Source organism: Alteromonas sp. ABE4_545, from assembly GCF_056161325.1.
This window is the reverse complement of sequence record NZ_JBSWYY010000001.1, coordinates 288,576-314,836: the sequence shown is the minus strand read 5'-3', so window position 1 is coordinate 314,836 and position 26,261 is coordinate 288,576. Positions and strand designations below refer to the sequence as shown.

The 26,261-nt window shown below is 42.8% G+C and carries 22 protein-coding genes; 10 read left to right on the top strand and 12 right to left on the bottom strand.

What is annotated here, in order from left to right:
- Positions 1–2 precede the first annotated feature (2 nt).
- The 6 genes from rbfA to ACXAH6_RS01465 form a co-directional block, all read right to left on the bottom strand.
- Complete coding sequence (gene rbfA, locus ACXAH6_RS01490) at positions 3–413, bottom strand: 30S ribosome-binding factor RbfA (RefSeq protein ID WP_474874849.1); 411 nt, start codon at positions 411–413, stop codon at positions 3–5.
- 77 nt (positions 414–490) lie between these two features.
- Entirely contained in the window at positions 491–3,085 is a 2,595-nt protein-coding gene (gene infB / locus ACXAH6_RS01485; protein ID WP_474874848.1) for a translation initiation factor IF-2, read from the bottom strand.
- A gap of 24 nt (positions 3,086–3,109) precedes the next feature.
- The gene (gene nusA / locus ACXAH6_RS01480) at positions 3,110–4,603 is read right to left on the bottom strand and encodes a transcription termination factor NusA (protein ID WP_474874847.1); all 1,494 of its coding nucleotides are present in this window, start codon (positions 4,601–4,603) and stop codon (positions 3,110–3,112) included.
- A 45-nt stretch (positions 4,604–4,648) separates the two neighbouring features.
- Positions 4,649–5,107: a ribosome maturation factor RimP gene (gene rimP, locus ACXAH6_RS01475; protein WP_474874846.1), complete on the bottom strand. Its 459-nt coding sequence runs from the start codon at positions 5,105–5,107 to the stop codon at positions 4,649–4,651.
- 375 nt (positions 5,108–5,482) lie between these two features.
- Complete coding sequence (locus ACXAH6_RS01470) at positions 5,483–6,475, bottom strand: response regulator (protein WP_474874845.1); 993 nt, start codon at positions 6,473–6,475, stop codon at positions 5,483–5,485.
- A complete protein-coding gene (locus ACXAH6_RS01465; RefSeq protein WP_474874844.1) occupies positions 6,475–9,783 on the bottom strand; it encodes an MHYT domain-containing protein in 3,309 nt (1,102 codons plus the stop codon). Before ACXAH6_RS01465 ends, ACXAH6_RS01470 begins: the two co-directional genes overlap by 1 nt.
- Before the next feature lie 334 nt (positions 9,784–10,117).
- Here ACXAH6_RS01465 and ACXAH6_RS01460 point away from each other — a divergent pair, with 334 nt between their 5' ends.
- Positions 10,118–10,564: a hypothetical protein gene (locus ACXAH6_RS01460; protein ID WP_474874843.1), complete on the top strand. Its 447-nt coding sequence runs from the start codon at positions 10,118–10,120 to the stop codon at positions 10,562–10,564.
- A 36-nt stretch (positions 10,565–10,600) separates the two neighbouring features.
- On the opposite strand, the gene ACXAH6_RS01455 is transcribed toward ACXAH6_RS01460, so the two are convergent.
- Together ACXAH6_RS01455 and ACXAH6_RS01450 are read right to left on the bottom strand one after the other, a co-directional pair.
- Positions 10,601–10,900 carry a hypothetical protein gene (locus tag ACXAH6_RS01455; protein WP_474874842.1) on the bottom strand — a complete coding sequence of 100 codons (300 nt, stop codon included), beginning with the start codon at positions 10,898–10,900 and terminating at the stop codon, positions 10,601–10,603.
- Position 10,901: 1 nt separating this feature from the next.
- Positions 10,902–11,363 carry a hypothetical protein gene (locus tag ACXAH6_RS01450; RefSeq protein ID WP_474874841.1) on the bottom strand — a complete coding sequence of 154 codons (462 nt, stop codon included), beginning with the start codon at positions 11,361–11,363 and terminating at the stop codon, positions 10,902–10,904.
- Between the two features lie 854 nt (positions 11,364–12,217).
- Between ACXAH6_RS01450 and ACXAH6_RS01445 the strand changes: the two genes are divergently transcribed.
- The 3 genes from ACXAH6_RS01445 (at position 12,218) to ACXAH6_RS01435 (ending at position 18,517) form a co-directional block, all read left to right on the top strand.
- The gene (locus tag ACXAH6_RS01445) at positions 12,218–13,237 is read left to right on the top strand and encodes a hypothetical protein (protein ID WP_474874840.1); all 1,020 of its coding nucleotides are present in this window, start codon (positions 12,218–12,220) and stop codon (positions 13,235–13,237) included.
- Entirely contained in the window at positions 13,234–14,553 is a 1,320-nt protein-coding gene (locus tag ACXAH6_RS01440) for a hypothetical protein (RefSeq protein ID WP_474874839.1), read from the top strand. Before ACXAH6_RS01445 ends, ACXAH6_RS01440 begins: the two co-directional genes overlap by 4 nt.
- Before the next feature lie 109 nt (positions 14,554–14,662).
- Positions 14,663–18,517 carry an ATP-binding protein gene (locus ACXAH6_RS01435; RefSeq protein WP_474874838.1) on the top strand — a complete coding sequence of 1,285 codons (3,855 nt, stop codon included), beginning with the start codon at positions 14,663–14,665 and terminating at the stop codon, positions 18,515–18,517.
- 33 nt (positions 18,518–18,550) lie between these two features.
- On the opposite strand, the gene ACXAH6_RS01430 is transcribed toward ACXAH6_RS01435, so the two are convergent.
- Positions 18,551–19,162 carry a tyrosine-type recombinase/integrase gene (locus ACXAH6_RS01430; protein ID WP_474874837.1) on the bottom strand — a complete coding sequence of 204 codons (612 nt, stop codon included), beginning with the start codon at positions 19,160–19,162 and terminating at the stop codon, positions 18,551–18,553.
- Positions 19,163–19,557: 395 nt separating this feature from the next.
- Here ACXAH6_RS01430 and ACXAH6_RS01425 point away from each other — a divergent pair, with 395 nt between their 5' ends.
- Positions 19,558–20,172, top strand: coding sequence for a hypothetical protein (locus tag ACXAH6_RS01425; protein WP_474874836.1), 615 nt, complete (start codon positions 19,558–19,560; stop codon positions 20,170–20,172).
- A 15-nt stretch (positions 20,173–20,187) separates the two neighbouring features.
- On the opposite strand, the gene ACXAH6_RS01420 is transcribed toward ACXAH6_RS01425, so the two are convergent.
- Entirely contained in the window at positions 20,188–21,261 is a 1,074-nt protein-coding gene (locus tag ACXAH6_RS01420; protein ID WP_474874835.1) for a hypothetical protein, read from the bottom strand.
- 679 nt (positions 21,262–21,940) lie between these two features.
- The gene (locus tag ACXAH6_RS01415) at positions 21,941–22,498 is read right to left on the bottom strand and encodes a hypothetical protein (protein ID WP_474874834.1); all 558 of its coding nucleotides are present in this window, start codon (positions 22,496–22,498) and stop codon (positions 21,941–21,943) included.
- A 291-nt stretch (positions 22,499–22,789) separates the two neighbouring features.
- Here ACXAH6_RS01415 and ACXAH6_RS01410 point away from each other — a divergent pair, with 291 nt between their 5' ends.
- From ACXAH6_RS01410 to ACXAH6_RS01400, 3 genes are read left to right on the top strand one after another with little or no spacing between them, the layout of a single operon-like run.
- Positions 22,790–23,200: a hypothetical protein gene (locus tag ACXAH6_RS01410; RefSeq protein ID WP_474874833.1), complete on the top strand. Its 411-nt coding sequence runs from the start codon at positions 22,790–22,792 to the stop codon at positions 23,198–23,200.
- 10 nt (positions 23,201–23,210) lie between these two features.
- Positions 23,211–24,305, top strand: coding sequence for a hypothetical protein (locus ACXAH6_RS01405; RefSeq protein WP_474874832.1), 1,095 nt, complete (start codon positions 23,211–23,213; stop codon positions 24,303–24,305).
- Positions 24,298–24,537: a hypothetical protein gene (locus ACXAH6_RS01400; RefSeq protein WP_474874831.1), complete on the top strand. Its 240-nt coding sequence runs from the start codon at positions 24,298–24,300 to the stop codon at positions 24,535–24,537. The genes ACXAH6_RS01405 and ACXAH6_RS01400 overlap by 8 nt, the downstream gene beginning before the upstream one ends.
- Before the next feature lie 89 nt (positions 24,538–24,626).
- Here ACXAH6_RS01400 and ACXAH6_RS01395 read toward each other — a convergent pair whose 3' ends face one another.
- Positions 24,627–25,115, bottom strand: coding sequence for an antirestriction protein ArdA (locus ACXAH6_RS01395; RefSeq protein ID WP_474874830.1), 489 nt, complete (start codon positions 25,113–25,115; stop codon positions 24,627–24,629).
- Between the two features lie 533 nt (positions 25,116–25,648).
- Here ACXAH6_RS01395 and ACXAH6_RS01390 point away from each other — a divergent pair.
- Both ACXAH6_RS01390 and ACXAH6_RS01385 read left to right on the top strand, forming a co-directional pair.
- Entirely contained in the window at positions 25,649–25,909 is a 261-nt protein-coding gene (locus tag ACXAH6_RS01390) for a type II toxin-antitoxin system ParD family antitoxin (protein WP_474874829.1), read from the top strand.
- On the top strand, positions 25,896–26,189 hold the full coding sequence (locus ACXAH6_RS01385; protein ID WP_474874828.1) for a type II toxin-antitoxin system RelE/ParE family toxin: 294 nt from the start codon (positions 25,896–25,898) through the stop codon (positions 26,187–26,189). Before ACXAH6_RS01390 ends, ACXAH6_RS01385 begins: the two co-directional genes overlap by 14 nt.
- Positions 26,190–26,261 lie beyond the last annotated feature (72 nt).

Sequence of the window (26,261 nt, the reverse complement as noted above, 5' to 3'; positions counted from 1 at the left end):
AATTAGTCCTGTGAATCATCCTGCTCAGTGTCATCATTCACTTGGCGCGCTTTGTCGCGAGCAACCGTTTCAGACACTAAATTAGAAATACGCATACCTTCAGTGATAGAAACATCAGCGAAGAAATGCAAGTTGGGCACAGAGCGCATACGCAAGCGCTTTGACAACAGACTTCGCACGAAACCTTTGTGCTCAACTAACTCTTTGATGTGAGCTTTGGTTTCGTCAGCGTCTGCATTGTAGATAGTGATGTAGATCTTCGCGTGAGCAAGGTCGCGAGACACCTCAACACCCGATACTGTCATCAAGGGAACATCGACAAGTCGATGTTTATATTCATTTTGTAGAATGCTCGCGACTTCTTTGTGGATTTGTTGACCCACGCGGTCTGTACGAGAAAATTCTCTAGCCATGGTGATATCCTAAATATCGTTGAGACAAAAACGGGGGCGCTGGCCCCCGTTTCTATTCTGTGTCAGCCAGCTAACAACTAGATTTCACGTTTAACTTCAACAACCTCGAAGACTTCGATTTGGTCGCCGACTTTAACGTCGTTGTAGTTCTTAACGCCGATACCACATTCCATACCGTTGCGAACTTCTTGTACGTCGTCTTTAAAGCGACGTAGAGACTCTAGTTCACCTTCGTAGATAACCACGTTATCGCGAAGTACACGGATTGGATTGCTGCGCTTCACTGAACCTTCAGTAACCATACAGCCCGCGATAGCACCCAATTTCGGTGACTTAAACACATCACGAACTTCAGCAAGACCCATGATTTCTTGTCTGAATTCTGGTGCAAGCATACCACTCATGGCCGCTTTCACTTCATCAATCAAGTCATAGATAACGCTGTAATAACGCAAGTCAATTTCTTCAGCTTCAATCACGCGACGCGCAGTAGCGTCGGCACGAACGTTAAAGCCAACCACGATAGCGCTTGATGCAGCGGCTAAGCTCGCATCAGTCTCGGTAATACCACCGACACCGCTACCTACGATGTTCACTTTTACTTCGCTAGTTGATAGCTTGATAAGTGATTCAGAAATCGCTTCAACAGAGCCTTGAACGTCAGCTTTCAACACTACGTTCAGCTCGCTCACGTCACCTGATTCCATGTTCGCAAACATGTTTTCAAGTTTCGCTTTTTGCTGACGAGCCAATTTAAGCTCACGCTTCTTCTGATGACGCTTAGCGGCAACTTCACGGGCTTTACGCTCGTCTTGTACTACCAATGCATCTTCACCCGCTACAGGCACACCTGAAAGACCCAATACTTCGACTGGTGTAGATGGGCCTGCGACTTTTACTTCGTTACCGTTTTCATCACGCATTGCACGAACACGACCGTACTCTTCACCACAAAGTAGGATGTCACCAGACTTCACTTCACCTTCTTGTACAAGTACAGAAGCGATTGGACCACGGCCTTTATCAAGACGTGATTCGATCACGATACCGCGACCTGGACCCGTTGGTGTTGCTTGTAGATCAAGTACTTCAGCTTGCAACGAGATAGCTTCTAGAAGCTCATCAACGCCCATACCTGTTTTCGCAGATACGTTAACGAACTGATGCTCACCGCCCCATTCTTCTGAGATAACTTCAAGCTGAGAAAGCTCAGTTTTCACACGGTCAGGGTCAGCGCTTTCTTTATCCATTTTGTTAACAGCAATAATCAAAGGTACGCCTGCAGCACGAGAGTGCTGAACCGCTTCTTTGGTTTGTGGCATTACGCCATCGTCTGCTGCCACAACCAATACAACGATATCCGTTGCCGTTGCTCCACGAGCACGCATTGCGGTAAACGCGGCGTGTCCAGGTGTATCTAGGAAAGTAATCTTACCTGAGTCAGTTTCTACACTGTATGCACCGATGTGCTGTGTAATACCACCTGCTTCGCCAGCGGCAACCTTGGCGCGTCGGATATAGTCAAGTAGTGACGTTTTACCGTGGTCAACGTGACCCATGATAGTCACAACAGGTGCACGACCAGACTTATCACCAGACGCCGAACCAGCCAACAATTCGTCTTCTAACGCATTGTCGTTAACCAACTCGTACTTGTGACCCATTTCTTCGATAACAAGTGTTGCTGTGTCTTGGTCAAGCACTTGGTTGATCGTCGCCATCTCGCCCATTTTCATCATGGTCTTGATAACTTCGTTCGACTTCACTGCCATACGACTAGCCAACTCACCAACGGTGATGGTTTCGCCCAATTTAACCACACGCTCAACAGGAGAAGCAGGCTTAGTAAACTTGTGCTTCAAGTGATCTGCAGCTTGCTTCTTAGATTTCTTGCGACGACGTGAAGAACGCTCAACTTGCATGTCTTCTTCGTCTTCCGCTTCTTGCGCGTATTTGTTTGAGTGAAGGTGCACTTCTTCAGCTTCAGCTTGCTTACGACGCTCTTCTTCTTCTTTCCAGCGACGTTCGTTTTCTTCAGCCAGTTTTCTCGCTTCGTCAGCCGCTTTTTTCGCTTCTTCTTCAAGCTTCTTCTGTGCTTCTTCTTCCTGCTGCTTGCGAAGACGCTCTTCTTCCTGACGTGCCTTTTCTTGTTCCGCTTTTTCAGCTTCAGTCAATTCAGGCTCATCAGCCGCTTTACGGGCTTCTTCTTCCAAACGTGCTTTTTCAGCACGCTTAGCGCGTTCTTCTTCAGCTTGCTTGCGAGCTTCTTCCGCTTTACGCGCTTTTTCTTCAGCTGCTTTACGTGCTTCTTCGGCTGCTTTTTCTTCCGCTTCACGCTTCAGACGAGCTTCTTCCTCTTCCTTGCGCTTCTGCTCTTCAATATCTTCACGCTTCACGTATGTGCGCTTTTTGCGCACTTCAACTTTTACCGACTTAGACTTACCCACACTTAACGTGCTAGTAGATTTGCGCTTCAGCGTCATGCGCTTAGGTTCTTCAGAACCCGCGCCACCGTGTTGACGACTCAAAAAGTCGAGCAACTTGCGTTTTTCATCTTCAGTTACATTGTCACCAGCATTTTTACTAATACCAGCGTCGCTGAACTGAGAAACCAGTCGGTCAACACTCGTACCGATGTCGGTGGCGAGTTTTTCAATGGATACTTCTGCCATTATATGTGATTCCCCCTGTTGACCTTATTCTTCGTTAAACCAGACGATATTTCGAGCTGCCATAATTAATGCGCCCGCTTTTTCTTCATCAAGATCTTCAATATCGCTGATATCGTCAGTGCCCTGCTCTGCCAGCTCTTCCAAACTGGTGATACCACGGCTGGCCAGTACATAAGCCAGGTGTTTGTCCATGCCATCTAGGCTCAACAGTTCTTCAGTAGGTTCTGCTGATTCTAGAGATTCCTCATTTGCCAGAGCTTGAGTTGTTAGAGCTGCTCGGGCACGATTACGCAACTCTTCAACGGTATCTTCATCAAGGCCATCAATAGCCAATAATTCACTTACCGGAACATATGCCACTTCTTCAAGCGTGGTAAAGCCTTCATCTACCAACAAAGACGCAAAGTCTTCATCAATATCCAACCCTTCAGTAAACACGCTCAACACTTTCGCGTTTTCTTCTTCGTGTTTAGAGTTCAGGTCTTCTACTGTCATCACGTTCAATTCCCAACCCGTAAGTTGGCTGGCTAAACGTACGTTCTGACCGCTGCGACCAATCGCTTGGGCTAGGTTGTCAGATTCTACCGCTACGTCCATGGTGTTGCTGTCTTCATCAACAACAATTGAAGCCACTTCGGCTGGTGCCATGGCATTGATAACGAATTGTGCTGGGTTTTCATCCCATAATACGATATCAACGCGCTCTCCGCCCAACTCGCCAGAAACGGCTTGTACACGTGAGCCACGCATACCAACACACGCTCCCACTGGGTCAAGACGTTTGTCGTTGGTTTTCACTGCAATTTTTGCGCGTGAACCTGGATCGCGAGCCGCTGATTTAATTTCAAGCGTTTCTTCTGCAATTTCAGGAACTTCTAAGCGGAAAAGCTCAACCAACATGTCTGGGTGAGTACGGCTGATGAACAACTGTGCACCACGCGCTTCTGGGCGGATCACATAAAGCAAACCGCGAACACGGTCGCCCGGACGGAATGTTTCACGAGGAAGCATATCGTCGCGATAAATCACGCCTTCTGCGTTGTTGCCTAAGTCGATAATAATGTTGTCACGGTTCACTTTCTTAACTGTACCTGTGACCAACTCACCGACTTTGTCTTCGTATTCAGCAATCATTTGCGCACGCTCAGCTTCACGTACTTTTTGTACGATCACTTGCTTCGCCGTTTGCGTAGTAATTCGGTCGAACTTGATAGATTCAATTTGTTCTTCGACAAAATCACCTAATTGAATTTCTGGCTCTTCTACTTGAGCAGCAGAAATAGTGATTTCGGCGAATGGGTTTTCTTGTTCCTGATCATCAGGAATAACCATCCAACGACGGAATGTATCGAAATCGCCCGTTTGGCGATCGATGCACACACGCACTTCAATTTCGCCTTCGTTTTTCTTTTTCGTAGCACTGGCAATTGCAAACTCCAACGCTTCGAAAATCTTCTCTCTGGGCACTTGTTTTTCATTGGAAACGGCTTCCGCCACTAACAAAATTTCTTTATTCATTTCTGCCTCACTGATCGCACTTCTCTAAGAGATGCTTCTTTTTCCTTATTCGAACGTTGGAACCAGATTGCCTTTTTCAATATTGGCAAAGGCCAGCTCAAACTCTGTACCATCGACTTCGACGGTTAACATGCCATTTTCACATGCTAATAAACGCCCTTTAAAGTTGCGACGATTATCCATTGGCATGGTTAATCGAACAGAAACCACTTCACCCACGATGTCGGCATAGTGCTTCTCTTTAAATAATGGACGGTCCATACCCGGTGATGATACTTCCAGATTGTATTCAGTAGTAATCGGATCCTCGACGTCCAGAATTGCACTCACCTGATGACTTACATCTGCGCAATGGTCAACAGTAATGCCATTTTCATGGTCGATAAAAACCCGAAGGATTGAATGTTTACCCGCGCGAACGAATTCCACGCCTAAAAGTTCAAACCCTAGCGCTTCTACTGCTGGATTAAGCATGTCAGTCAGACGTTGCTCTAATTGTGACAATCGATACCTCCAAAAACGAAAAAAGGGCGTAAAGCCCAATGTAATGATACTGACAACAGCACCCTATGTAACTGAGTACCAGCACAACAAAAAGCCCCGTACAAGCGGGGCTTTTTGCAAAAATCTGGACCCATAACTGCCATATTTGGCAGCGACAAACCTGAGCAATAACTCATTTGGCTACGGTTTGCCTGTAGCTCAGCGTTACTATCCTAACCAATTGAGGGAGCCCGCTCGCGCTATGTGGGGCATAGTATACTGCTCTCAAACACAATACGCAACCAACCTATGGGTTTCTGCCGTATCTAACTGCGATTTATCGAACAAAGCGCCGACTTGCCCTTTTGTCGCGCCGCCAATCAGCCGTGGTCGCCCCTACTCTTCTCGCCAACGCGCTTTTATTTCAAGAATTTTGTCGAGATTTTCTTCTAACAGTGTCACGAGCTTGGGTTCAAAGTGCTTACCGCTTTGCTCGCGTATATGGTTGATGGTTTTTTCTATCGACCAAGCAGGCTTATACGGCCGTGGCGATGTTAACGCGTCAAACACATCGGCAATCGCCACAATGCGCCCTTCAACCGGAATATCTTCGCCAGCCAACCCGTTGGGATAACCGCTTCCATCCCATTTTTCATGGTGAGTTAACGCCGCTGACTTCGCTACTTTTAACAGGATACTGTCTGCGTCACCCAAGATTTCTGCACCAATTTGAGGATGGCGTTTCATCACTTCAAATTCTTCTTCGGTAAGTTTACCGGGTTTGAGCAAAATACTATCTGGAATTCCTATTTTACCAATGTCATGCATTGGCGCAGCATGCAAAATAGTTTCAGCTTGTTGTTCGCTAAAACCATAGGCCAAAGCCAGTACCCGCGCGTAGTGACTCATGCGTAATACATGCATACCGGTTTCGTTATCTTTATATTCTGCCGCTCGCCCTAATCGCTGTACAACTTGCAAGCGAGTGCGCTTCAACTCATCCGCTTTTACCAGCGACAAGTGGTTTTTAACCCGCGCTAACACGATCGGCGGAGAGATGGGTTTAGTGATGTAATCAACCCCACCCACTTTAAAGCCCTCGGCTTCGTCGTGTTCTTCGTTTAATGCAGTAACAAAAATAACCGGTATTACTGAAGTAACCGATTTTTGTTTGAGCGCGCGACACACCTCAAACCCTGTCATTCCCGGCATCATCACATCTAATAAGATTAAATCAGGCAATTGAGATTCGGCTATCCGTAGCGCCTCTTCACCATTTTTGGCGTAAACCAAATTGTAATAAGGAGAAAGTAAGTGTTTAAGCACACGCAAGTTTACTGGCTCATCATCGACCAGAAGGATGGTTGCTGGCTTGTCTAAACGAATCATTATTTTGTCTCAGTTAACCTTTTAATTAGTGTAGATAATTGGGTTTGGGCATCGTCGAATTCAAAATCATCAATTGCCGCGGCAATCTTAGCAACGGCCTCTGAATAAGGATGGTCAGGTAATTCAATCAATGCTGATAAATCTTCATCATTCAATTGATTTTGTACAACTGCATCGAGTAAACGCGTCAGTGCAGAAAGCAGCTGCCCTTCATCAAAATTCACCGCTTTCGCTGGTGCGCTCGCTTCGTCATGGGAAGTGAGCAAACTGTCCACTTGGTCCCACAACGCAATAAACTCATCTTTTGCATAGGGTGCGGCATTGTCTTTTCTTGCCGCGACTTCCAGTTGACCACATACATCCATTAATTGCATTAGGCCTAAGTTGCCCGCGACACCTTTTATTCGGTGGCTAATTTGATAAATATCTTCAAAATCGCCTTTTTCATAAGCGTCATTAAGTGCCGTATTACTTCTCGCCCACTCGCTCATAAACCCCTTAATTTCGCGTATCAGAGTGGGTTTATCGCCCCACAACATCTCGCCTTTGCGCCAATCTATAAGCGCAGCGCCGGTTTTCACGGCGTTGATTTTAACCTGTTTAGCCCCTTTAATCTTAAGCACTCGGGCCATTTCGTTGACCAAAACGGGATAATCCACCGGTTTATTGGCAAATCCTTCCATGCCTGCGGCTTCTGCTGCATGTTTATCTTCAGGCAATACGCTAGCCGTTAACGCAACGATAGGTAATCTCGGTAAATTGTGCATTTGCTCATAGGCTCTACGCTGAGTTGCAGCGGTTAACCCGTCCATCACAGGCATTTGCACATCCATCAACACAATATCAAATTCGTGACTTTGCATTTTCATCAGCGCCTGCTGCCCATCGCGTGCAGTATCGATAACATGACCAGTACGCTTTAACAATACGGTAAGCAAATCAATATTTTGCTCGATATCGTCAACAATTAATACGCGCAACGAAGGTAAATCCAAAATACCGTTTTCGGTTTCTCCTGCCGCTTCATCTAGTGGCTCCAATGGAATAGTAAACGAGAAGGTCGTACCTTTACCCAACTCACTGCTCACTCCAATAGTGCCGCCCATTAATTCCACAAGTTGTTTGCTGATCGTCGTGCCTAAGCCTGTACCACCAAATTTCCGGCTCATCGATGCGTCAGCCTGCGCAAAAGCGTCGAAGACTCGGGTGACTTGTTCAGCCGACATGCCGATACCTGAATCTGTGACCGAAATAGTCACGTTGTTCTGTTCAGCTTCTACTCGAATACTTATAGTACCTGACTCGGTAAATTTCACAGCATTGCCAATTAAGTTATTCAGCACTTGTCGAATACGTTCTGGCGCACCTCGATAAGCAGGCGCAAGTTCTGGGGCAACATCAACCGTTAATTTTAAGCCCTTGCGCTTAACTTCAAGCCAGAACGTAGAAATGACAGTATCAACCTCTTCTGACAACACAAAGTCACGCAGCTCTAGTTCCAACTTACCTTTTTCTAACTTGGCACTGTCTAAAATATCGTTTAACAAGTGCAACAATGACCGTGCTGCCCGGTTGATCGTAGACACATGTTTGAACTGCTCGGGATTCATATGAGTGTCGAGTAAAATATCACTGAAGCCAATAATGGCATTCATAGGTGTGCGAATTTCATGACTCATATTAGCGAGGAAGGCAGCTCGAGATGCCGCTGCTCGTTCTGCCACGTCTCTGGCGTCTACAAGTGCGTCTTCCATCTGTCTACGGTCTGTAATATCCATAATAAAACCGTCGATCCAGATAGTGCCGTCGTCGTTATAAACGAATTTACCCTGCTCGCGAACCCAGCGAATTTCGCCATCTTTACGGCGAATACGGTACTCCACAGTAAACTCTTTTTGCTCAACGACTGCCGCTTCAATAGCGGGTATATCTTCTTTGATGTACAACTGAGAGAAGCTAATTTTGGGGTGTGGCAATAGAAAGTCACTGGCCGAATAACCAGTCATTTGTTCTACAGCATCACTGATGAAAACCATCGGCCAATCGCCGCTGTTCAGGCAGCGATATACAATACCTGGGATATTAGACACCAATGAACGCAACTTTTGTTCATTCTCCCGTAACGCAGACTCCATTTCCAAGCGCTCTCGAATATCCGAGATAAATGCTACGAAATAATGTTCATTACGAATCTTTGAATAGCCAATACCCACGCGAACAGGCACGTGTCTACCCTGCTTGTCGACCATTTCTACATCGCGACTGACGCCAATGATATCGCTGTTTTCTTGATTCGCGGTTTCGAAGAAATGCTCGCCATACAAATGTTGGCGAGATTCAGGGATGAGTTTATACACTGATTTGTTAATCAGTTCTTCGGATTGCCAGCCGAGTATATCGGTAACGGCTTGGTTCATCGAAACAATATTACCTTCGCGATCAACGGTTAACACGCCATCAATCGCAGTGTTCATAATGGCACGTTGCAGTACTTCACTTTCGTTTGCTTGATGAGATTTTTGGCGATACTTAAGCAACAGAGTGAAAAACAGCACAAAGGCAATAATGACAAAGGTAACAAACGTGACCGAAGCCGCGAGATACCAGCTTATATGCTCGTCCTGACTAGACAATTCCAGACCTGGTGGACGAACAAATCGCGCCGCTGCCATTCCCGTGTAGTGCATGCCTGCAATTGCTAGCCCCATAACAACACTGGCAAAAGCATTAATAGCCAGAGAATTGCTGTTGCGTTTGCTGCGCGCCACCACGCCGTAACGAATCCACAAAGACAACATTGCTAGTGCCACAGCAACCACAATCGACAATAAGAACATCGAGAGGTCATAACGCAGCAGCGGCGCCATTTCCATGGCCGCCATGCCGCTGTAGTGCATTGTACCTATTCCGGCACCCACAAGTATGCCAGCGAATAGAATATGATGGGCTTTTACTGTTTGATTAGTTAATTGCTGCAACGCGACCCATGCCGCCGCGATACCGGGGATCAGTGAAATTAACGTAAGTTCTATACCATAATGAATGGGCGTACACAGTTCGAAAGCAAGCATACCAATGAAATGCATTGACCAGATCCCCACGCCCAAGGCCAAGCTCCCAGCAGTAACCAAGCTATAATGCATGCGTTTAGACGATGAGCGACTGGCTTGATTCGCGACGTAAAAGCCCATGAAAGATGCACTAATCGCGATAAAGATAGACAGAAGTACTAAAGCAACACTGTATTCGCCTTGCATGACAAGAGACACGTCATCAATTTGAAACAGAGAAACTAGCCATTGCAACATAAAATGATTACCCACATACGGTTTTTGCCGCTATTTATTAATTGTTGTTTTACGTCACTAGTACTAGAAAACGCCTGATGAACGAATATTGATACTATGCGACTGATTGGAACTCAAGCATATTTACGCTAATAAGCAAAAAAAGTTCATGCTAAACAAATGGATGCCTTACATAACATTTTCAAATTTTCGTCTAGACGCATCCCGCTTTAGTTTTTAATATCAGTCATAAAAACGTTGTTTTATTACATTACAATAGTAATATATTCATATAGTTATTGATACGTGCCCGATTACGGACATCGGTAGATCAACGAAAAAATCGGATAACGCTATGAGCATGCGCGAAAACTTGAGACAAAATCTACATCGCTTGATGCTACACCGCGGCTACAATATGCAAGCGCTACATGATTTATCGGTAAAAAAAGGGGTTCCTATACACAAAACCACAATCAGTAACCTTCTTCATACCAACAAACCAATAAAATCAGAAACGATCGACTCGCTTTCAATCACTTTGGGCATACCTGCCTCTATTCTTGTTTGGGAAAATGGCTTAGACGAAGCAGCCGTTCCAATTGGGTATGAAGCTTCTCCAAGTATAAGCGATATTGAATGGGTTTACCGACGAATCGATATGGTTTTAGAAGAATCTGGGGTGAATGACATTTATCAAAAGGCCTCGATATTCTCGGCTTGCTTGAAAACAGCATCAACGCAAGGCAGAGAAGCCGCAGATGATCGCTTTCTCACCCTATTGCGAGATTATTGCAGTTAATCCTGCTTTTATACTCACTCGCGAGCGCTTTGTCACTTACTTAGAATAACACTCTGCTGTAGTGCTTTGCTTTAGATTATCTGACACCGTCTGCTGGTTCATTTTTATGATCGCTCGGTCTAGATTAATCACGGCGCTGGGTAGCTTTGCATTTTTTTCTGACACAGATTTAGACAAACAAAATGCGTAATGCACCTCCATTGCTGCGTCGTAAAACTCTTTCGACACTTCAACCGAAGTATTTTTTTGCTCCACTTTACCGTAAACACGTAAAAAGCGAGACAAAGTAAAACCAACAGAGAGAATTAAAATGGCTGAACAAATCGCTATTTCCATATTAACGACTCCTTCTCAATGAAATAACGGGAAGCCAACACAACAGTACCACTAACAGGGTTATTGCTGGATAAAATGGCTTGTAAAAGCTAGTTGTGAAGGCAAGTTCAAAAAAGTGTCTGTCGATAAAACGCAAACCATTCAACAGTATCAGCGCCAACGCGACTAAACCTGCGATTACCGCTTGGTGATCGTAAATTTTCCCACGTTGCCAAAACACATATATAAGCCCGTACCACACACTATCATTCAACACCCAAAACACATACCGCCATGTTTTGTCTGGGTCTTGACTCTTAACACTATCGTCTAAAACATAAGCAATTGCAAATGAGAGACAGGTAATCAAGTTAAAAAGCCGCCACTTGTTGTCGCGCAAGACACATGAAATAAACAGCGCAACAACGCAAGCATAAAAACTATAACGCTCTGCTAGCGTTAAAAACTCTGTCATCGCACTCATACTTACATGTTCTCTATACTGAGCAGTACACACCACAAGTGCACTTTTTCGCAATCATTCAAACATTGAACGTTGAAAAAAAACTACACCTACCACGCTATACTGCTCAGGTATAACGGCTCAGGTATAACGGCTCAACTATCGAGCGACGGTATCGTCTTCTTTTTTCTGTTCATCATCGTCATCGTCGTTGCCACCACCGCCAGGCATGTAGCAACCTTTAAGATAATGTTCCATGTTAACTCCTTGAAAGAAAGGTTTAATTCCATTTTTCAGTCTAACTGACTAAAAAACACTCCCTGTACTGCTGATCAGGCAAAAAATAGAGTAACGAATAGCTATTCGTTTAAGCAAGTGCTTTTTAGTAAAGTGTTTTAAACCTAAATAATCAGGTGAGAACTTTGGTGATTGGGTAAAGCCTAGATACAAAAAAACCCTGAACATTGTTCAGGGTTTGAATGTGGTTGCGGGAGGGCGATTAACGCTTAGCCTTGCAACCTCGAATGACGCGCATGGTACAGACGAGCCCTCATCGTTGCAAGTACTTTTTAATATGAAAACTTCCAACTGCACACATAGTAAACGACTTGCCGACCTTTTCACTATAAAGATGCTAACGATTGACAATGAGATGTGGTGAGACGATACCTAACAACTTCAGGGAACACGTGTTAAAACGCTCTATAGTTTTTTTCAAAAAAGGTCTTTCAACCACAAGATATGTAACTTAGGATATAAAGAAAGAAGCATGCACTTGAATAAAGCGTTCAATTGACTGAACAGGCTTTCAATAACGATTTACAACAATAAATAATCGACAGCCGATTCAAAGCTTACCCAAGGAGGTTAATTAAGTGCCACGTAATATCACTTTTAGATCAGGATTAGTTGGCGGATTAACGGACTTTTGTTCTGAAAGCGGCCTACCACTACTCACAAATACCCTTACTTTCATTGAGCTTGTAGTTTTACTATCAAGGTATAAAGAAGAAGGTGTTGGCCTTCATCCTAGAGTTTACATAACAAACAATATCAATGTGTGCAATTCCATGATTGGAAACGCAGAAAAAATCAAAATAGGTTCCGGCCAATCTGACGAGTCAGGAATAAAGCAAGCTATTAAAAAATGTGCACCACTTGCTACTGGGCCTTGGTGCATTTACATTCATGACTTAAGGGATACAATTGAATTTGGTGTATTTAGGGGGTCTTCACATATAACCGCTGTCCCACTTGATGATGTTCTACTTGCAGAAACCGATGATCTAATCGTAGTTAAAGTCTTCCAAGTCGCAGATGAATGCGTTGAAATCAAGTGTAATAATCAAATGAGTCATTACATCTTTCTAAATCATGTAAAAGATAGCAGTCCCCCTCCGCTTCAGCACCTAAAGAATCTTGTCACAGCGATATGTCACCGAGTAGATATTCGAGATAAAGAAAGAATTGAAAGTTTCCTTAATAATGTTTTATTCGAGGGATTGCGAGATTCCCATGGCTGCTTAATTGCTGTCACTAATAAAAACGATGCCCCAGCGTTATTGAAAGAAGATGGAGTATTTCTTGAAGAGCCAATAGATTTTGTAAAATTGGTCGATGATGCCAATAAAGACCCTAATTTGTTTGAATTTTTGATAAGTAAGATAGAGCTACTAAAAGGAATGTTGAACTCAGATGGTATTATTTTATTTGACTGGAAAGGTCGATTATTGGGATACAACTGCTTTATCAAAATCAGCCAAAAGTCAAAAGTTATTGGCGGGGCTCGAAAAAGGGCATATTCGAGCTTAAAGTCTAAAGTAGGAAAAAATGGGATTTACGCAGCGTTTATGCAATCACAGGATGGGTGGACAGAATTTGAGGCAAAATCATGAGTAAAGAATTAAGAATATGGGAAAATGATACGCTAGACTTAGTACCATCCACAGCAAAAACCCCGGCTGAAATTACTAAGTATGCAGTTCAACTAAAACCCAAAGAACAAAAACAACTGATATCTGCCTTTGAATCAGGTCATTATGAAATGGGCCTAACCTTCCTCTGGGATAGAACATCTTCAGCACTTAAAAATGAATTAGGTAGTGTTGGCGTTGGATTGTTGGGAGAAATGCTTGGTAGAACAGATGTAGATGAAGATGATGACGTCAACGATATCCTCACAACTAAGGATGCGATTAGGCTGGCGGAAGAACTAGGGGTAATAACATCAACTGAAGCTATGAGGCTGAGGCATACCAATGAGCTACTAAATCACTTCTCTCAATTAAATAATGAAGAGGGTGAAATCGAGGAAATTGAAGAAAGTGAAGCTAAATCGTCTTTAAAAGCATGTGTTAGAGGCGTTTTAGCAAGACCTCGCATTGAAGTCGCAAAGAAATTTGTTACTTTTAGAGAAACAATTGAAAATACAGCATTACGTGAGGAAGATCCTCAATTAGCAATGCTCATCTCTTCCCCTTACTTCTTTAAAAAACTCACTTTAAGTATATTACTGAACGCGGCCAAACAAAAAAATGGCGCACAACTTGAGCACTCTCTAGCAAATATAAATACCCTTATTCCAATTTTATGGGCAGAATTCAGAGAAACTGAGCGCTGGCAAGTTGGACATACTTATGCTGAAGTTTATTCGGAAGGAAAAACATCATCAGTTAGTGCACTTAAAACAGCTTTAATGAAAGTAAAGGGTTTTGACTACGTCCCCGAAAACCTCAGAAGCGATACATTTGTAAAGACTGCGGAAGCGGTTTTAAGAGCACATGATGGTACTAATAATTTCTACAACGAATTCTCCCCTATCAACAGCTTAGCTAAACTAGGAAGCACCATTCCTACCCCAGCTTTTCCCGCTTGCATGACTGCGACACTAAGCATAATGCTTGGCAATCGTTATGGTCATGCTTGGAATGCAGTTTCAGTAGCGTCAGAAATACTTGATAAAGTGACCAATGATCGCTGGCAGTATTATTTGAATCAAGTACTCCCTGGCGACATTAGAATTTTGGAAAAGCTAACCGAAAGTAAGCCTTTTAACAGGTGGGCTTACGAAGTTAAAGCTAGACAGCTCGAAAGCTTACAACTTAAAGACAGTAACGTTCAGCGTTTGATTAGAGCCTCGGTAGCACGAGATCATTCGAAAGCGACTAAAGCTTGTAATAAGTTGATAGAACTTTACTACGGTAAATCTTAATTTTCATGTCGTTGCTAAATTTTTAATATACAGATCTCAACACTTAACATACTGCCAATTAATTCAATTCGAATTTACAGATCTATTTTAAATCGCAGGTTTTGGAGTTATGGATAGAAAAAAAACAAGCACAATAGAGGCATGGAATCAATCGCGCTCAGGTGCTTGGGCAGGGAGAGGTTTTCACTTTCAACACCTATTTTCAGTATTAATTCTGGTCCGACAATGGGCAGGAATGGCTCCTGTGGGAAATTTAGTTCCGGAAGGGTTAGAGGATTGTGTAGTTGAGACACATGGGAAGGAATATTGGCTACAAGTTAAATCAAGAAAAAAAGCTAATTTTCGAGATTTAGAAGTCACAAAAATACTGAAAGAAATTCAAAGCAAAGCTAACTCGGTTCAAGAAACAAATAAGCGAATTATTTTTGCTGTTTTAGAACAACCGTGTTTGGAGATTGAAAGCATTACTATTGAGGATCTGTTTGTCAAAGATAACCCCAAAGTCCTTATATGTAATTCTCCACAAGAAGACGCTCTCAAAATTCTCAAGAAAAAACTGAGTGTGGCCGAGATTATTGCCGAAGGAATTCTTAGCAGCCTATACAAATTAGTAGCGTCAGCCTCGGAAAACAATACATCCTTATCATTTGAGAATAGACGAAGAATAAATACATCTGAAATTGAACGCACAATTTTCGAGCAGCTTGATGCTTATGCTCCATCATCAATAGATCATGCATTATATTCAGGCTTACTTAAGCCAGTTGATTTTAGTCAGCCAAAGTTCGAGCCGACATTTTATCAAGGCGTAAAAGTCTCTCCCGGCCATGTTACATCAGGTCTTGTTCTCAATAGAAAAAATGACCAAGCAAACGTCGTCCGCATACTCAAAACAAAAGGAAATGTACTCATATCAGGCCAATCTGGCGCTGGAAAGTCAGCTTTGCTATGGCTAACCGTTGAAAGGTTAAGCAGAAGTATTCGGTGGTTTCAACTCTCATCAAGTTCTATTGCCTCAGACGCAGAGTCGATCATTCGTTTTCTGCGTGCCCGTAGGCCATCAGAGAAATCCCCGATAGGTCTAGCTTTTGATGATATAGGGTCCACAAATACTGACCTATGGGATGTACTTGTACGTGAACTTCGCAACTTTTCTAACATTTACCTTCTAGGAACAATACGCAAAGAAGATATATTTTTAATATCAAATATTGCAGACATTGAAGTTATTGAAATTAGCCTAAATGAAATTTTGGCAAAAAATATATGGCTGAAACTCAAAGCTGATCATCAAACTGAGTGGGAACACTGGAAAGAACCTTTTGAACAATCTGAAGGGTTAATGCTTGAATACGTTCACATCCTTACACAAGGTGTACGCCTCTTATCCGTTATTCAAGATCAAGTATTAGTTAGGCAGCGAGAAAATAGAAACGACGAGTTGAAAATCCTTAGAGTTGCAGCAATTTTAAATTCCGAAGGAGGTGATATAAAGGTTAGTGAGCTTATCAAGCTACTGGATATAGAACCGGATAACGCCAGCAAAGCTCTAGCCCGTCTTATAGACGAGCATTTAATACGAGAAGCCAAGCCTGGAGTTCTTGGAGGGTTACACATACTAAGATCAAAAGCACTCGTTGAAGCGTCTCATGATCAAACAATCTTCTCGACCGAGAATTCTTTATGGCAAGGTCTGCCTGCAGTGACCAACGAAACTTTGCCAAGAGTTGTTCAATCAATCCTTGTGGCAACACCAATTGACAATGAAAAAACAACATTAACAAAATTATCAAGCATATTAGCAAACACCCACGATCTTAAAGTATGGATAGCGATTCTAACTGGATTGGGGCTCGCCACTCTAGAGAAAAACGTTGTTAAATATATGAAAATATTGGAGCAACATGGAGTCCAGCGCGCACAGTGGAACCTTGCGTCAATGTTTTGCGATCCGAAAATAGATCTTCCTAAACTTGACTCACTTGTAGAATGGGGAACAATTCGAGAAGCAATAATATCATTCCGTAGTGAACCAAAACAGGATTTGCGTCAGCTCTGCTTAAACCAACTTTTTACTGAGATTTCAATACCACCATGTCAAAGTATTCGTGACATCAACAAGCTATTTTCCTGCCTTTCTCCAATTTGCGGAGGTGCATCTATTGACCTTAATATATCAACTAATATTTCCGGCGACGGAGAAGCTGATATTCGTGATGTAAAAGAAGCTCTAGCTACTGCATATCTAATTAGTCCCGCTTTAGCCATAAGTCTCGTCGAAAGCTTCGGAGGAGAAGAAACTTTATTTCGTTGGTTTTCCACCCAAACTCCATGGGTTACCTTCCCGAAAATTGATGCCAAAGGCAAACACGGTAGAACAGTCCGCTCAGATGTATTCACAATATCTGATAATGTCCAACAAGACCTTCACGAAAGTGTTTGCAACATATGTGAGACGTTAATAGCTATTTCCCCAGAATCCGATGCAGCGGCCTCAGACGCGATCACCCCCCTTGGGCAGCAAGTCACTGTCGGAGAATATAACTTTTACTCCAAAAATATGCCTAGGGAAAATATTGTCGCAAAAGCACGTATTTCTTGGAATATAGCTTTTCGTCAGATCTTATTAGCACGATCAGCTGCCGATAGCCTAACAACCTACACAAAAACAATGGCTGAGCTAGTTAGGCGTACCGAAAAGATATTTCGAACTTTTAGTGAGAAATGGGTTAGAGGAAAAAGAATTCCCAATATAAATACACTAGTAGATGAAATTGATAACATTATTCAATCTGTAAACAAGATTGCATATGCGAGCCCAGAAGCACCATTTCACGATATGTCTCAACCTCCTTCAAACGTAAAAGAGATTGATGACTCTTTAGGCTCACTAATCACCGGAATTTTAGGTAATCTACTGGGCAGAATGAACAGGGTTAATGGTGAGGAAAACCCAAAAACAGCAGCCGTCTTTGCGGGAAACTTAGCAATGCAGGCACAGATTCATCTACAATCCAAGATATGGAAAACTAGTTTAAATCCTCCAACGAAAGAGCTCTTAGCACTGACTGAAAGGCTTACCCAAATTTCATATATATTGAGTGAAATTGCTTATAACAAAAATAACGCATCTATCCAGAAAGTTATAAAACATACGCAGAATAGCTCTCCGGGAAAGGCCGTTTTTCAAGCCTCTCGACGGTGTATCATTAGTGCAAATCAAAGGTTTGACCAAAAATTAAGGGCAATAGAAAAGAGCCTTCTTGACAAAGGGTGGAGTTCTAAATGTTGGTCTAAACCAATTGATGAGAAAGATAGTCCATTTTGGCCTGCCAGAGAAATTGCAATTGCTGTCGAGGTTAATGACTTTGAGAGCGATGCCGAATATATGGCAATCACTATTGAAACTGCAAATCGTCATTTAAATAGTACTTGGCCCTATAAAGTAGTCCCAGTTATGAACGGATTTGTTGTTGCTCCGCTTGCTGTGCAGCCATCTTCAAACATTCCGTTACCAGATATGGATTTCAAAAAAGACTGGGAAGAATATATAGAACGGCCCTTTATTTCACCTCTTGTGCTAGAAAAACTAGATGAAGCTTTAGCCGCCTGCATGCAAGTCTCCGCAATATTAAATTGTCGTGACATCAAAAGTCTGCATCCGGAAGAAGATAGAGCCCTCTCTGAAGCCATAGATATAGCAAGCATCAACCACGAATATCTTATCAAAGCTGGTGAACATGCTGGTACAGATGAACTTATTTGGATAGCAGATTATATTGGTGAGCATTGGAATAATGTCGTTGATGAATTTGAAGCCGCACAAGATGGCATAAAAGTAGAAAATCCAATCTGCAACATTCCTCACCAAGCACTTAGCGGCCAGCCTGATGAGCGTACTATAGAAATGGGATGCGCTAGAATGTTAATTCTTCAAGCCGAATGTTATAAGAAAACACGGTAACCTCTCGTTTGACTATTCCCGAACCTATTTCCACTACAACTCCACCGCCATATATAGCTGTTTTACTTCACCAGACGTTATGCACAAATATTCCAATGTTTGCGCCTCTGAGCGATGACCAAAGGCACGCATGAGCAAGGCGATAGAGGCGTGATTGGCTATGCGCTGATGATAGCCCCACGTTTTGCGCAAGGTATGCGAACCAAAATTACCAACGGCCTTGATCTGGCGGCACCATTTCTTGACGAGGTTACTGACCGCAGAGACCGTCAATGATCGGTTTCTACGCCGTTGCGATACAAATAATGGGGCATCATCAAACTGCCCTCTCGGATGTTGTTTCAGCCAATTATCCAAACTGGTGACACTCATGCTATTCAACACCGCAATGCGATATTCATTCGTTTTTGATTGCTTAACGTCGAGCACATCCCCCACCTGCAACCCACGCACTTGTCCTACGGTCAATGACAGCAGTTCATTAGCCCGATAGGCCGTATTGATCCCAAGGGTAAATAAACAAAGATTACGGGGCTGATCGGCAAGCAACGCTTTGATCTGTGCGATTTCTTCAAGGGAGCGCAAAGGCTGCACTTTAATGCAGGAGCCTTTGGGCGGATGATTACTATTGCGGCCTTTTTGCATGTTACGCCACCTCACTTCATCTACAATGGAAAATATTCATCCCCCAACTTTTATTTGAAAGTTGGCATTATCGATTTCCTTAAAGTAAAATCAAAGGGTTAGCAAGGAATCACGAATACGCACAGCACAGGGTCGCAGTTTCGTAACACCTTGCTTTTACTCAGACAATTATACCTTTATCATCTTTCAAATATAAGTTAAAGAACTTTTTGTTCTATATGGCGGCAGTTTCCGCGCCTGAACATGGCTTTTACCCCCTTCAAAATCTGCGCATATATATAACCAAAAGCTTAGTTTTTCCTTGCGGCTTATTCCAAAAATATGGTAACGATAAAACCATAATAAAAAATATAAATAATTATTCGAACAGAGATAGAGGGTGCAAAGAGGTTGTAATGTCTTTGCAAGGTATAAAAGATAAATTTCTAAATGGCACGCGTGGACGTGCAGCCGCGGGAATGCTCTCGTTATCGGCGCTGTTGCCCTTTTCCCCAACGGCTGAGGCCGAAACATTAGTCTACGCGCGCGATATGACGCGAGAGGAAGCCGACTATTATGACGCTACAGGCACCGAGGCAGATGCGCGATCATTTTGTACTTTACCCAACAAGGGATATGAATGCGCCAGTGCGGAGTTCGAGGAGCCAATGACCGCAGAAGACATCATTCAAAGCGGAATCGGTGAACATCGCGTCATCTATCATTTTGGTAAAGGATTGCTTGATGCCGGTATCGCGGCACAAGAAAACAATACATCTGGCGTTCCCACCTTGGCCATTCCAGGTGGCCCAGACAATGGTGTGACCGTATATGTACATGGACGCACAAATAACCGTGTCTATACGCAAAGCGAAATGGATCGCGCAGCCGTCAATGCGGCCGTTCAAAAGCTGTATAAACAGCTAATGGCTCGTTTGAACGTAGACCCATCCACAGTACCTATCAATCCGCGTACATTCAATAACGGCGACGGGCAACTGACGGCAAGTTTGGCACCATCAGCCGATTAAATTATATCTTTTGTTTTACGACAGTTTCATATGGGATGCGCCCTGATGTGCGCGTTCAACATCGAATGATTGCCCCTGATCATCCCATGACGGCGCGCCGCCCTGCATGTCAAGATCGCCTGCATTATCCATCATTTTGGCAACGTCGGAATCCGGTGATATAGCGGCATATTCTTGCGCAGCCTGCGGATACGATTGAATTAATTGCGCAATTTCTGCGGCAGGGTCATCCGCCGCCGCGGCCAAGCCAACCTGACGCGCGAAGGCCGCCATTTCTTCATCAGGTGGCGGTTCGGTGGCCACGATGTCATCAAAGCCGAATGAATCAAGCCCCATATCCATAGTATCACTCTCAGATTCTTGGTCTAGCAATCCCGTTAAGTCCTCAGCGCGGTTTTGACTAATTTTACCTTGTCCCCACTTTCCTCGACGAGAAAAAACATCATTTTCATCCAAGCGTGTTGCCTCGGTTCGCGAGGCAACATTTTCTTTTTGCTGTTGTTCAATCTGACTATCCGCCAAAGATATGCGGTGCCCTACATTGTTGACGGATTCGGCATTTTGCAATTCAATCTGTTTCCATGCGGCGCGCATGGCCGTCATATCGTGGCGGTCGACGGTTTCGCCTATCTGATCTTCATATTCACGCAGGCGGTTCTCCATTTCGGTATCAAGCAATGCGCCATTTTCATCAAGTTCAGGCAACTGGCCTTTGAGCAGGTTATTATTAATAATGGCAATACGCTTACCCAGATCTTGCAAGGTGCGTTGTTGCTCAACGAATTGTTGTTTTTGATGTTGCAAAAGCATCAGGTAATCTTGCAATTCTTCCATCTGCTTTTTGAGCTTATGCGCGGTTTCCGCCTTTTTAACGCGACTGTCTTCACGGTCAATTTCCTTGGTCAGGCCGTCATTATCCACGCGTCTGCCGTTCAGGGTGCCCTCAACTGGCGTTGAATTTCCCATAGCAATGCGCGCATGGTTATTCGCCGTGCTGATATCACGTTCCTGCTTCTTTAAAGACTTATCAGAATCGTTTTTATTGTCGTCTACGCTTTGCTTGGCGTTTTGGTCTTGCGACTTTGCCATATCTTTTATCCGCCGCAGCGGCCCCATAACATAATCAAGTGAAACTCCCATAACGTACAACATCTTGTCGTGTTGTTTGTTCCCAGTGTATTGGAAACATCTTTATATTTGGTTAACGGGCGCGGCATTATGATTTCAATGGGGTTGAAGAGTTTTAAATGCGTATTCCCCTTAATCATTTATTAAGGATTGCGTGATAGATTTAACTTCGTAAGCGCCCCCGCTTACGCGGAAGTGGTCATTTTATGGCTCTTCCTTGTTCTAAAACTTTATCCCGCTTTGAAGGCGGGATTTTTTTTTGCAATGGTGATGGATGGTGGCCGCTAATGCGAATTAGCTCATGAAGGGCTAAAGCGCAGATTTCAATCCTCTGGTGGTTGTTACAGACCTGTCTGCCTTTTTGGGGTTGGGTGGAAAAAGGCCTCGGTCTTGGCAAGCAACACCAAACAAAAGGAAATCATCATGTCGTTATCATCTTCATTTAATCGCGTGTCTTATACATCAGTAAAACAGATGGAAGGCCTTCAAGCGTATTTAAGCAAACGCATCCACGCCATTATGAGGCATGTTTTACGGTTATCTGTGCCGATACTGCGGCTATGAATAACGCTAAACAATCAACCGTAATAGAAATGAATACATTAATACAAAGCATCATATTTTGAGCATATGGTTTGGCTTATATATTACGGCCAAACCATTTCAAAGACTTTGTGTAATGGGGAAAATTACTTTTATACATATCGGTGTATCGCAATTCACAACTGAGGTCTTTCAACCAATTTCGGCACAGATCTCTAGATACACTAAATTTTGCTTCGTTGTCTGATGCAGTCAACTCTAATAAAGGCAAAAAGTGACCTGGCATTACAACCCTCCCCTCTAAATCGGATGTAAAATGCGTCCATGCCCTTCCTTCTGGTAAAGTTTTCATACAGCTAATAATAGATTTTTTAGCCTCGCCGTTCTTCCCTGCAACTTGAAAACTAGAAATAAACATTGGACCATTACCATTGTTTCGCAGCTTAACCCTCAAGCTATTTTCATAGTCAGCAACGCTAATCTCAGGAATAGGCTGAACGGTCAATATATTATGCTTACGTTGTCCCACAAGTGCTTTTACCGAAACAATTAGAGAAAGGGTTGAAGTAACAAATGCAAAAAAGGCAATAACTACGCTAGATATGGCTATTATTGCGTTCGATACATCTAAATTGCTTTCCAAAAATTCCAGCATTAAAGCTCCTAATTTAAACCTAATATACAACGGCGTGCATTTTTCATGACCTCACTTACAGTAAACAATAGTTCTATTATTAAAACCAGATAAGCTTGTTCAAATCAGATGCACACTGTGCACAAATGTATATTTACAGAACTGCTTAAAGTCTTGCTGATTTCCGAAATTTAACTAAGAACATGTTTTTTTATGAAAATCATTTAAAAAATCGAATAAATATTATACTTTTTACTCATTAAAACTTATATTTAGTTAGATAGTATTAGCTCTATTCGTTCGGGAAGTATTATGAGAAGGATTTCTGGTGGTACAGTATCTCTCCATTCACAAGCAGATGCCCATAGTGAACCTGATACATACACAGATAGACTGACTAAATTGATCCCCGCAGAGTCAATCGCTGTATATACTTTTATAAATATTATTTTAGATAAAAGTGAGCTTTCTTTCATCTTTGATTGGTTTGTATTTTCGGCTGTCGTGGTAGGAAATTGGTTTTATCTAAAAAAAACTGATAGCCAAGTCAAATGGAAGCAACAGTTCATCATGTGCATTTCTTTCATTGTTTTTTCTATGGCTAACGGAACTGTCTTTGAAAGAACTTTTGACGGATACGATACGACATATGGCGCTGTATTAGTGCCGTTAGTGGTATTTTTATTTCCTTTATTTAACAACGAAACTTTTGATTCACCATAGAAGCAAAATAATGAACTTAGAAGAAATACAAGACCTTAGGGACGATATATTAAATCAAGCTTATCAAATGGATGACACTGTGGATTCAAGACTACCGACAGGTCTTCAAAGTGAACTAAATAGTTTAAGGAACAAAGCTTCCTGGAAAAATATTGCTGTAGGTTACAGTTTTTCTAATACAGATGATGCTGTGGTTGAAATAAAAGTACCTAGAAATACAAAAAAAACTGCTGATGTGGCTCTTAAAATAAAAGAGCAGCTGCAAAAAAAATGCAAAGTTAATATAACAAGGATAGATGAACCTCAGATCGCTTCTGGTCTAGACCTTGTTAATTTTAAAAAACCAGTAAACCTGAAGAGAGATGAACTAGTTTTAGGGCATTCAGTTGGCTCTGAATATCAGACTGGTACGCTTGGAGGATTTGCAATTGATGATGAAGAAAACATTCATATCATTGGTTGCAGCCATGTCCTTGGAATACACCCGGGAGAAAATAGAGTTGCTTCTGAAGGGCAACCCATATATCACCCAGGTCCAGCTGACAACAAACCCGACACTCAAAACCATGCCGCAAATTTATCCCATTGTACGATTTTATCTGAACAGTGGCTGATTGATGCAGATACTGCTTTCGCCGAACTTAAGGAAGGTATTAAATACTCTGGGAATATTGTCCCAAGATTAAACTCACCATTCGACGGTAGAGAAATCTGCGGGTTGTTGCCCGATCACTTGCAAAATCAAGTTGAAATGGTTTATCTGATCGGGAAAGAAAGTGGCTTTAAGAGAGGCCTTGTAACTGGCTGGGGAATAAAACAGTTTCCAGTTGCAGTTAGTCGAAAAAGCAATCAAAATCCATTGCGGCTTAAATTCGAAGATGTTATTGAGGTCGAACCTGTATCCGAACATTGTTTTTCAACAAATGGTGACTCTGGTAGTCTAGTATTTTGTGAAGTAGATAAAACCCTATACGCTGTAGGTATCGTGTTTAGTGGTGGTAAAGTGAAGAAAGGCACAAAATATTTACCTACTTCATATATTTGCCCTCTTAAAAAATCCCTTGAAAAATTTGACCTTCAATGGTTAAGTGAAAACGATGAATAGATTAGATAAACAATTCAATGATGCTAAAGAACTGCTTGGCAAGCGCCTTGATGTTTATCAAGGCTTTTCTGGTGTTGGTTATGCGTTCAATAATGCGGGAATTAAAGTATTAGTAGTATATGTAGACTCCTCTACCCCACATGATGAACTATCAACCCACATCCCAAAAGCATTAAATAGCATTCCAATTGAGCAAAAAACCGTTGGTGATGTCGAATTAAAGCTTGGATGAGGAAGAGCTACATATGTCGGTATAATGTTATTTAAAAAAATCGACATTCTGCCTCATGCAAACCTTTAAAGAGTAGCTAACTAACGCACTCAAAATTCGAGGGCGTTAATCACGTATAAAGCGTGGCTGAGTTCGGTGATTTCACCATTGAGCGTCATATCGTGCGCGATTGCACGGTAGTCGATATAGTTCACCAGAAACTCTGGTATATCTGAGGTAGTGTCCTCTATAAGCTCTTGAGCGTAGTCACTGGCGCTACCGAAATAAAGCTGTACGTCTTCATGTTTTTCAAGCGTTTCTTGTAAGGTATAGCCCAGCTCCAGCAGGTAAATCATTTGCGTGGCTGTGTATTCGCTCAAGTCGTCTAGGTGCTCAAACCAATCATGGACGGTGCTTTGGAATATAGCGGCGGCGCTGAATAATTTGGCTTCGTATTGCTCACCGTCGATGAATTGTATTTCAACCTCTTCAATGCCTTTTGCGTTTAGGCGTTTTATGCCGCTTTCAAATTCCTCCACGCTCTCAAAGTAAAATCCAGTGTCGCTATACAAGTATGATTGTGCAAATAAAGTTGTCATGATTTCTCTCCTGTTGATTATCGCGTATGTCGCGGGAGAGACGGCCAGCCCAGTTCACTAGGCGGCTATACCAGCCCCAAATAGGTTCGTGGTGCGGCTCGCAAGTATGAGAACACGGTCGAACCTTATTTGGCCGATAGGGTTAGGCTTGTATAGACGACGAACTGGGTAAGACTCGCAACGCTATTAGACATCGCATTCAGCGGGGGAGATATGACACGCGTTACGCTTAACCAACATGTGCTGGCACAACTGGATTTGGAGAGCGGTTAGGATGAAATGAAGGGTAAAACCAAGGTTCACATTGAATAAGGCATAAATACGATACGTATATGATTGCAAAAAATACAGCACCTCAACTCATTATCGTCTTTTGGTGCGCATTATCGATGCGCATGCATTTAACGACATACCTTTGAGCGCTGCTTAATTCAAAAAAGGTTGATAAACATGTTATGGCTTTTTTCTTCATTGGTTGTTAACAACGACCATGCTATATTCATAATTGTTAAATATGAATAAAGGTAAATATCATGGCCACTACCAGTCTATCCCTTGGAGAACATTGGGAAGTATTTATAAAAAACGAGGTATCCAGCGGACGTTACGGCTCTGCTAGCGAGGTTGTACGTGATGCATTGCGCACATTAGAAGAGCGCAAAACAAAGCTAGACTCATTGCGTGCACACTTGGCTGAAGGAGCTAATCAGGCGCTGCAAGGTGAATTTGTAGACCAATCCCTTGATGATATGCTGGACGAATTTAAAGAAAGACGTGATCGTGCCACGCGTTAATATCACGCCTAAAGCCAAAGCAGATTTAGAAGGCATATGGAATTACTCACTAGATGTTTGGGGCATAGCTCAAGCCGATAGTTATGTGTCTTCGCTCTACAGTAAATTCAGTTGGCTTGCTGCAAATCCCCACATAGGCAAGTTACGTGATGATGTTGCTCCAGACTACTACTCCTTCCCTCAAGGTGAGCATGTCATTTTTTATATGCCGTATGGTGATGGTATCGCGGTTATTGGCATACCACATAAAAAAATGGATATACTGAATTACTTTGAATAGTAGATAGCATCCAAGGACTATCCTTGGTCGCAGTCCAGCGGCGAAACACTGGCGGCATTCAATCGGCGTACG

Coding starts and splice junctions, on each gene's coding strand:
- ACXAH6_RS01450 (WP_474874841.1), bottom strand. CDS start 11,363: ATGAGTGCGATGACAGAGTTTTTAACGCTAGCAGAGCGTTATAGTTTT.
- ACXAH6_RS01460 (WP_474874843.1), top strand. CDS start 10,118: ATGAGCATGCGCGAAAACTTGAGACAAAATCTACATCGCTTGATGCTA.
- ACXAH6_RS01465 (WP_474874844.1), bottom strand. CDS start 9,783: ATGTTGCAATGGCTAGTTTCTCTGTTTCAAATTGATGACGTGTCTCTT.
- ACXAH6_RS01470 (WP_474874845.1), bottom strand. CDS start 6,475: ATGATTCGTTTAGACAAGCCAGCAACCATCCTTCTGGTCGATGATGAG.
- ACXAH6_RS01395 (WP_474874830.1), bottom strand. CDS start 25,115: ATGACAACTTTATTTGCACAATCATACTTGTATAGCGACACTGGATTT.
- ACXAH6_RS01390 (WP_474874829.1), top strand. CDS start 25,649: ATGGCCACTACCAGTCTATCCCTTGGAGAACATTGGGAAGTATTTATA.
- ACXAH6_RS01400 (WP_474874831.1), top strand. CDS start 24,298: ATGAATAGATTAGATAAACAATTCAATGATGCTAAAGAACTGCTTGGC.
- ACXAH6_RS01435 (WP_474874838.1), top strand. CDS start 14,663: ATGGATAGAAAAAAAACAAGCACAATAGAGGCATGGAATCAATCGCGC.
- ACXAH6_RS01425 (WP_474874836.1), top strand. CDS start 19,558: ATGTCTTTGCAAGGTATAAAAGATAAATTTCTAAATGGCACGCGTGGA.
- ACXAH6_RS01415 (WP_474874834.1), bottom strand. CDS start 22,498: ATGCTGGAATTTTTGGAAAGCAATTTAGATGTATCGAACGCAATAATA.
- ACXAH6_RS01410 (WP_474874833.1), top strand. CDS start 22,790: ATGAGAAGGATTTCTGGTGGTACAGTATCTCTCCATTCACAAGCAGAT.
- nusA (WP_474874847.1), bottom strand. CDS start 4,603: ATGAATAAAGAAATTTTGTTAGTGGCGGAAGCCGTTTCCAATGAAAAA.
- ACXAH6_RS01455 (WP_474874842.1), bottom strand. CDS start 10,900: ATGGAAATAGCGATTTGTTCAGCCATTTTAATTCTCTCTGTTGGTTTT.
- ACXAH6_RS01440 (WP_474874839.1), top strand. CDS start 13,234: ATGAGTAAAGAATTAAGAATATGGGAAAATGATACGCTAGACTTAGTA.
- infB (WP_474874848.1), bottom strand. CDS start 3,085: ATGGCAGAAGTATCCATTGAAAAACTCGCCACCGACATCGGTACGAGT.
- ACXAH6_RS01405 (WP_474874832.1), top strand. CDS start 23,211: ATGAACTTAGAAGAAATACAAGACCTTAGGGACGATATATTAAATCAA.
- rbfA (WP_474874849.1), bottom strand. CDS start 413: ATGGCTAGAGAATTTTCTCGTACAGACCGCGTGGGTCAACAAATCCAC.
- ACXAH6_RS01420 (WP_474874835.1), bottom strand. CDS start 21,261: ATGGCAAAGTCGCAAGACCAAAACGCCAAGCAAAGCGTAGACGACAAT.
- ACXAH6_RS01430 (WP_474874837.1), bottom strand. CDS start 19,162: ATGCAAAAAGGCCGCAATAGTAATCATCCGCCCAAAGGCTCCTGCATT.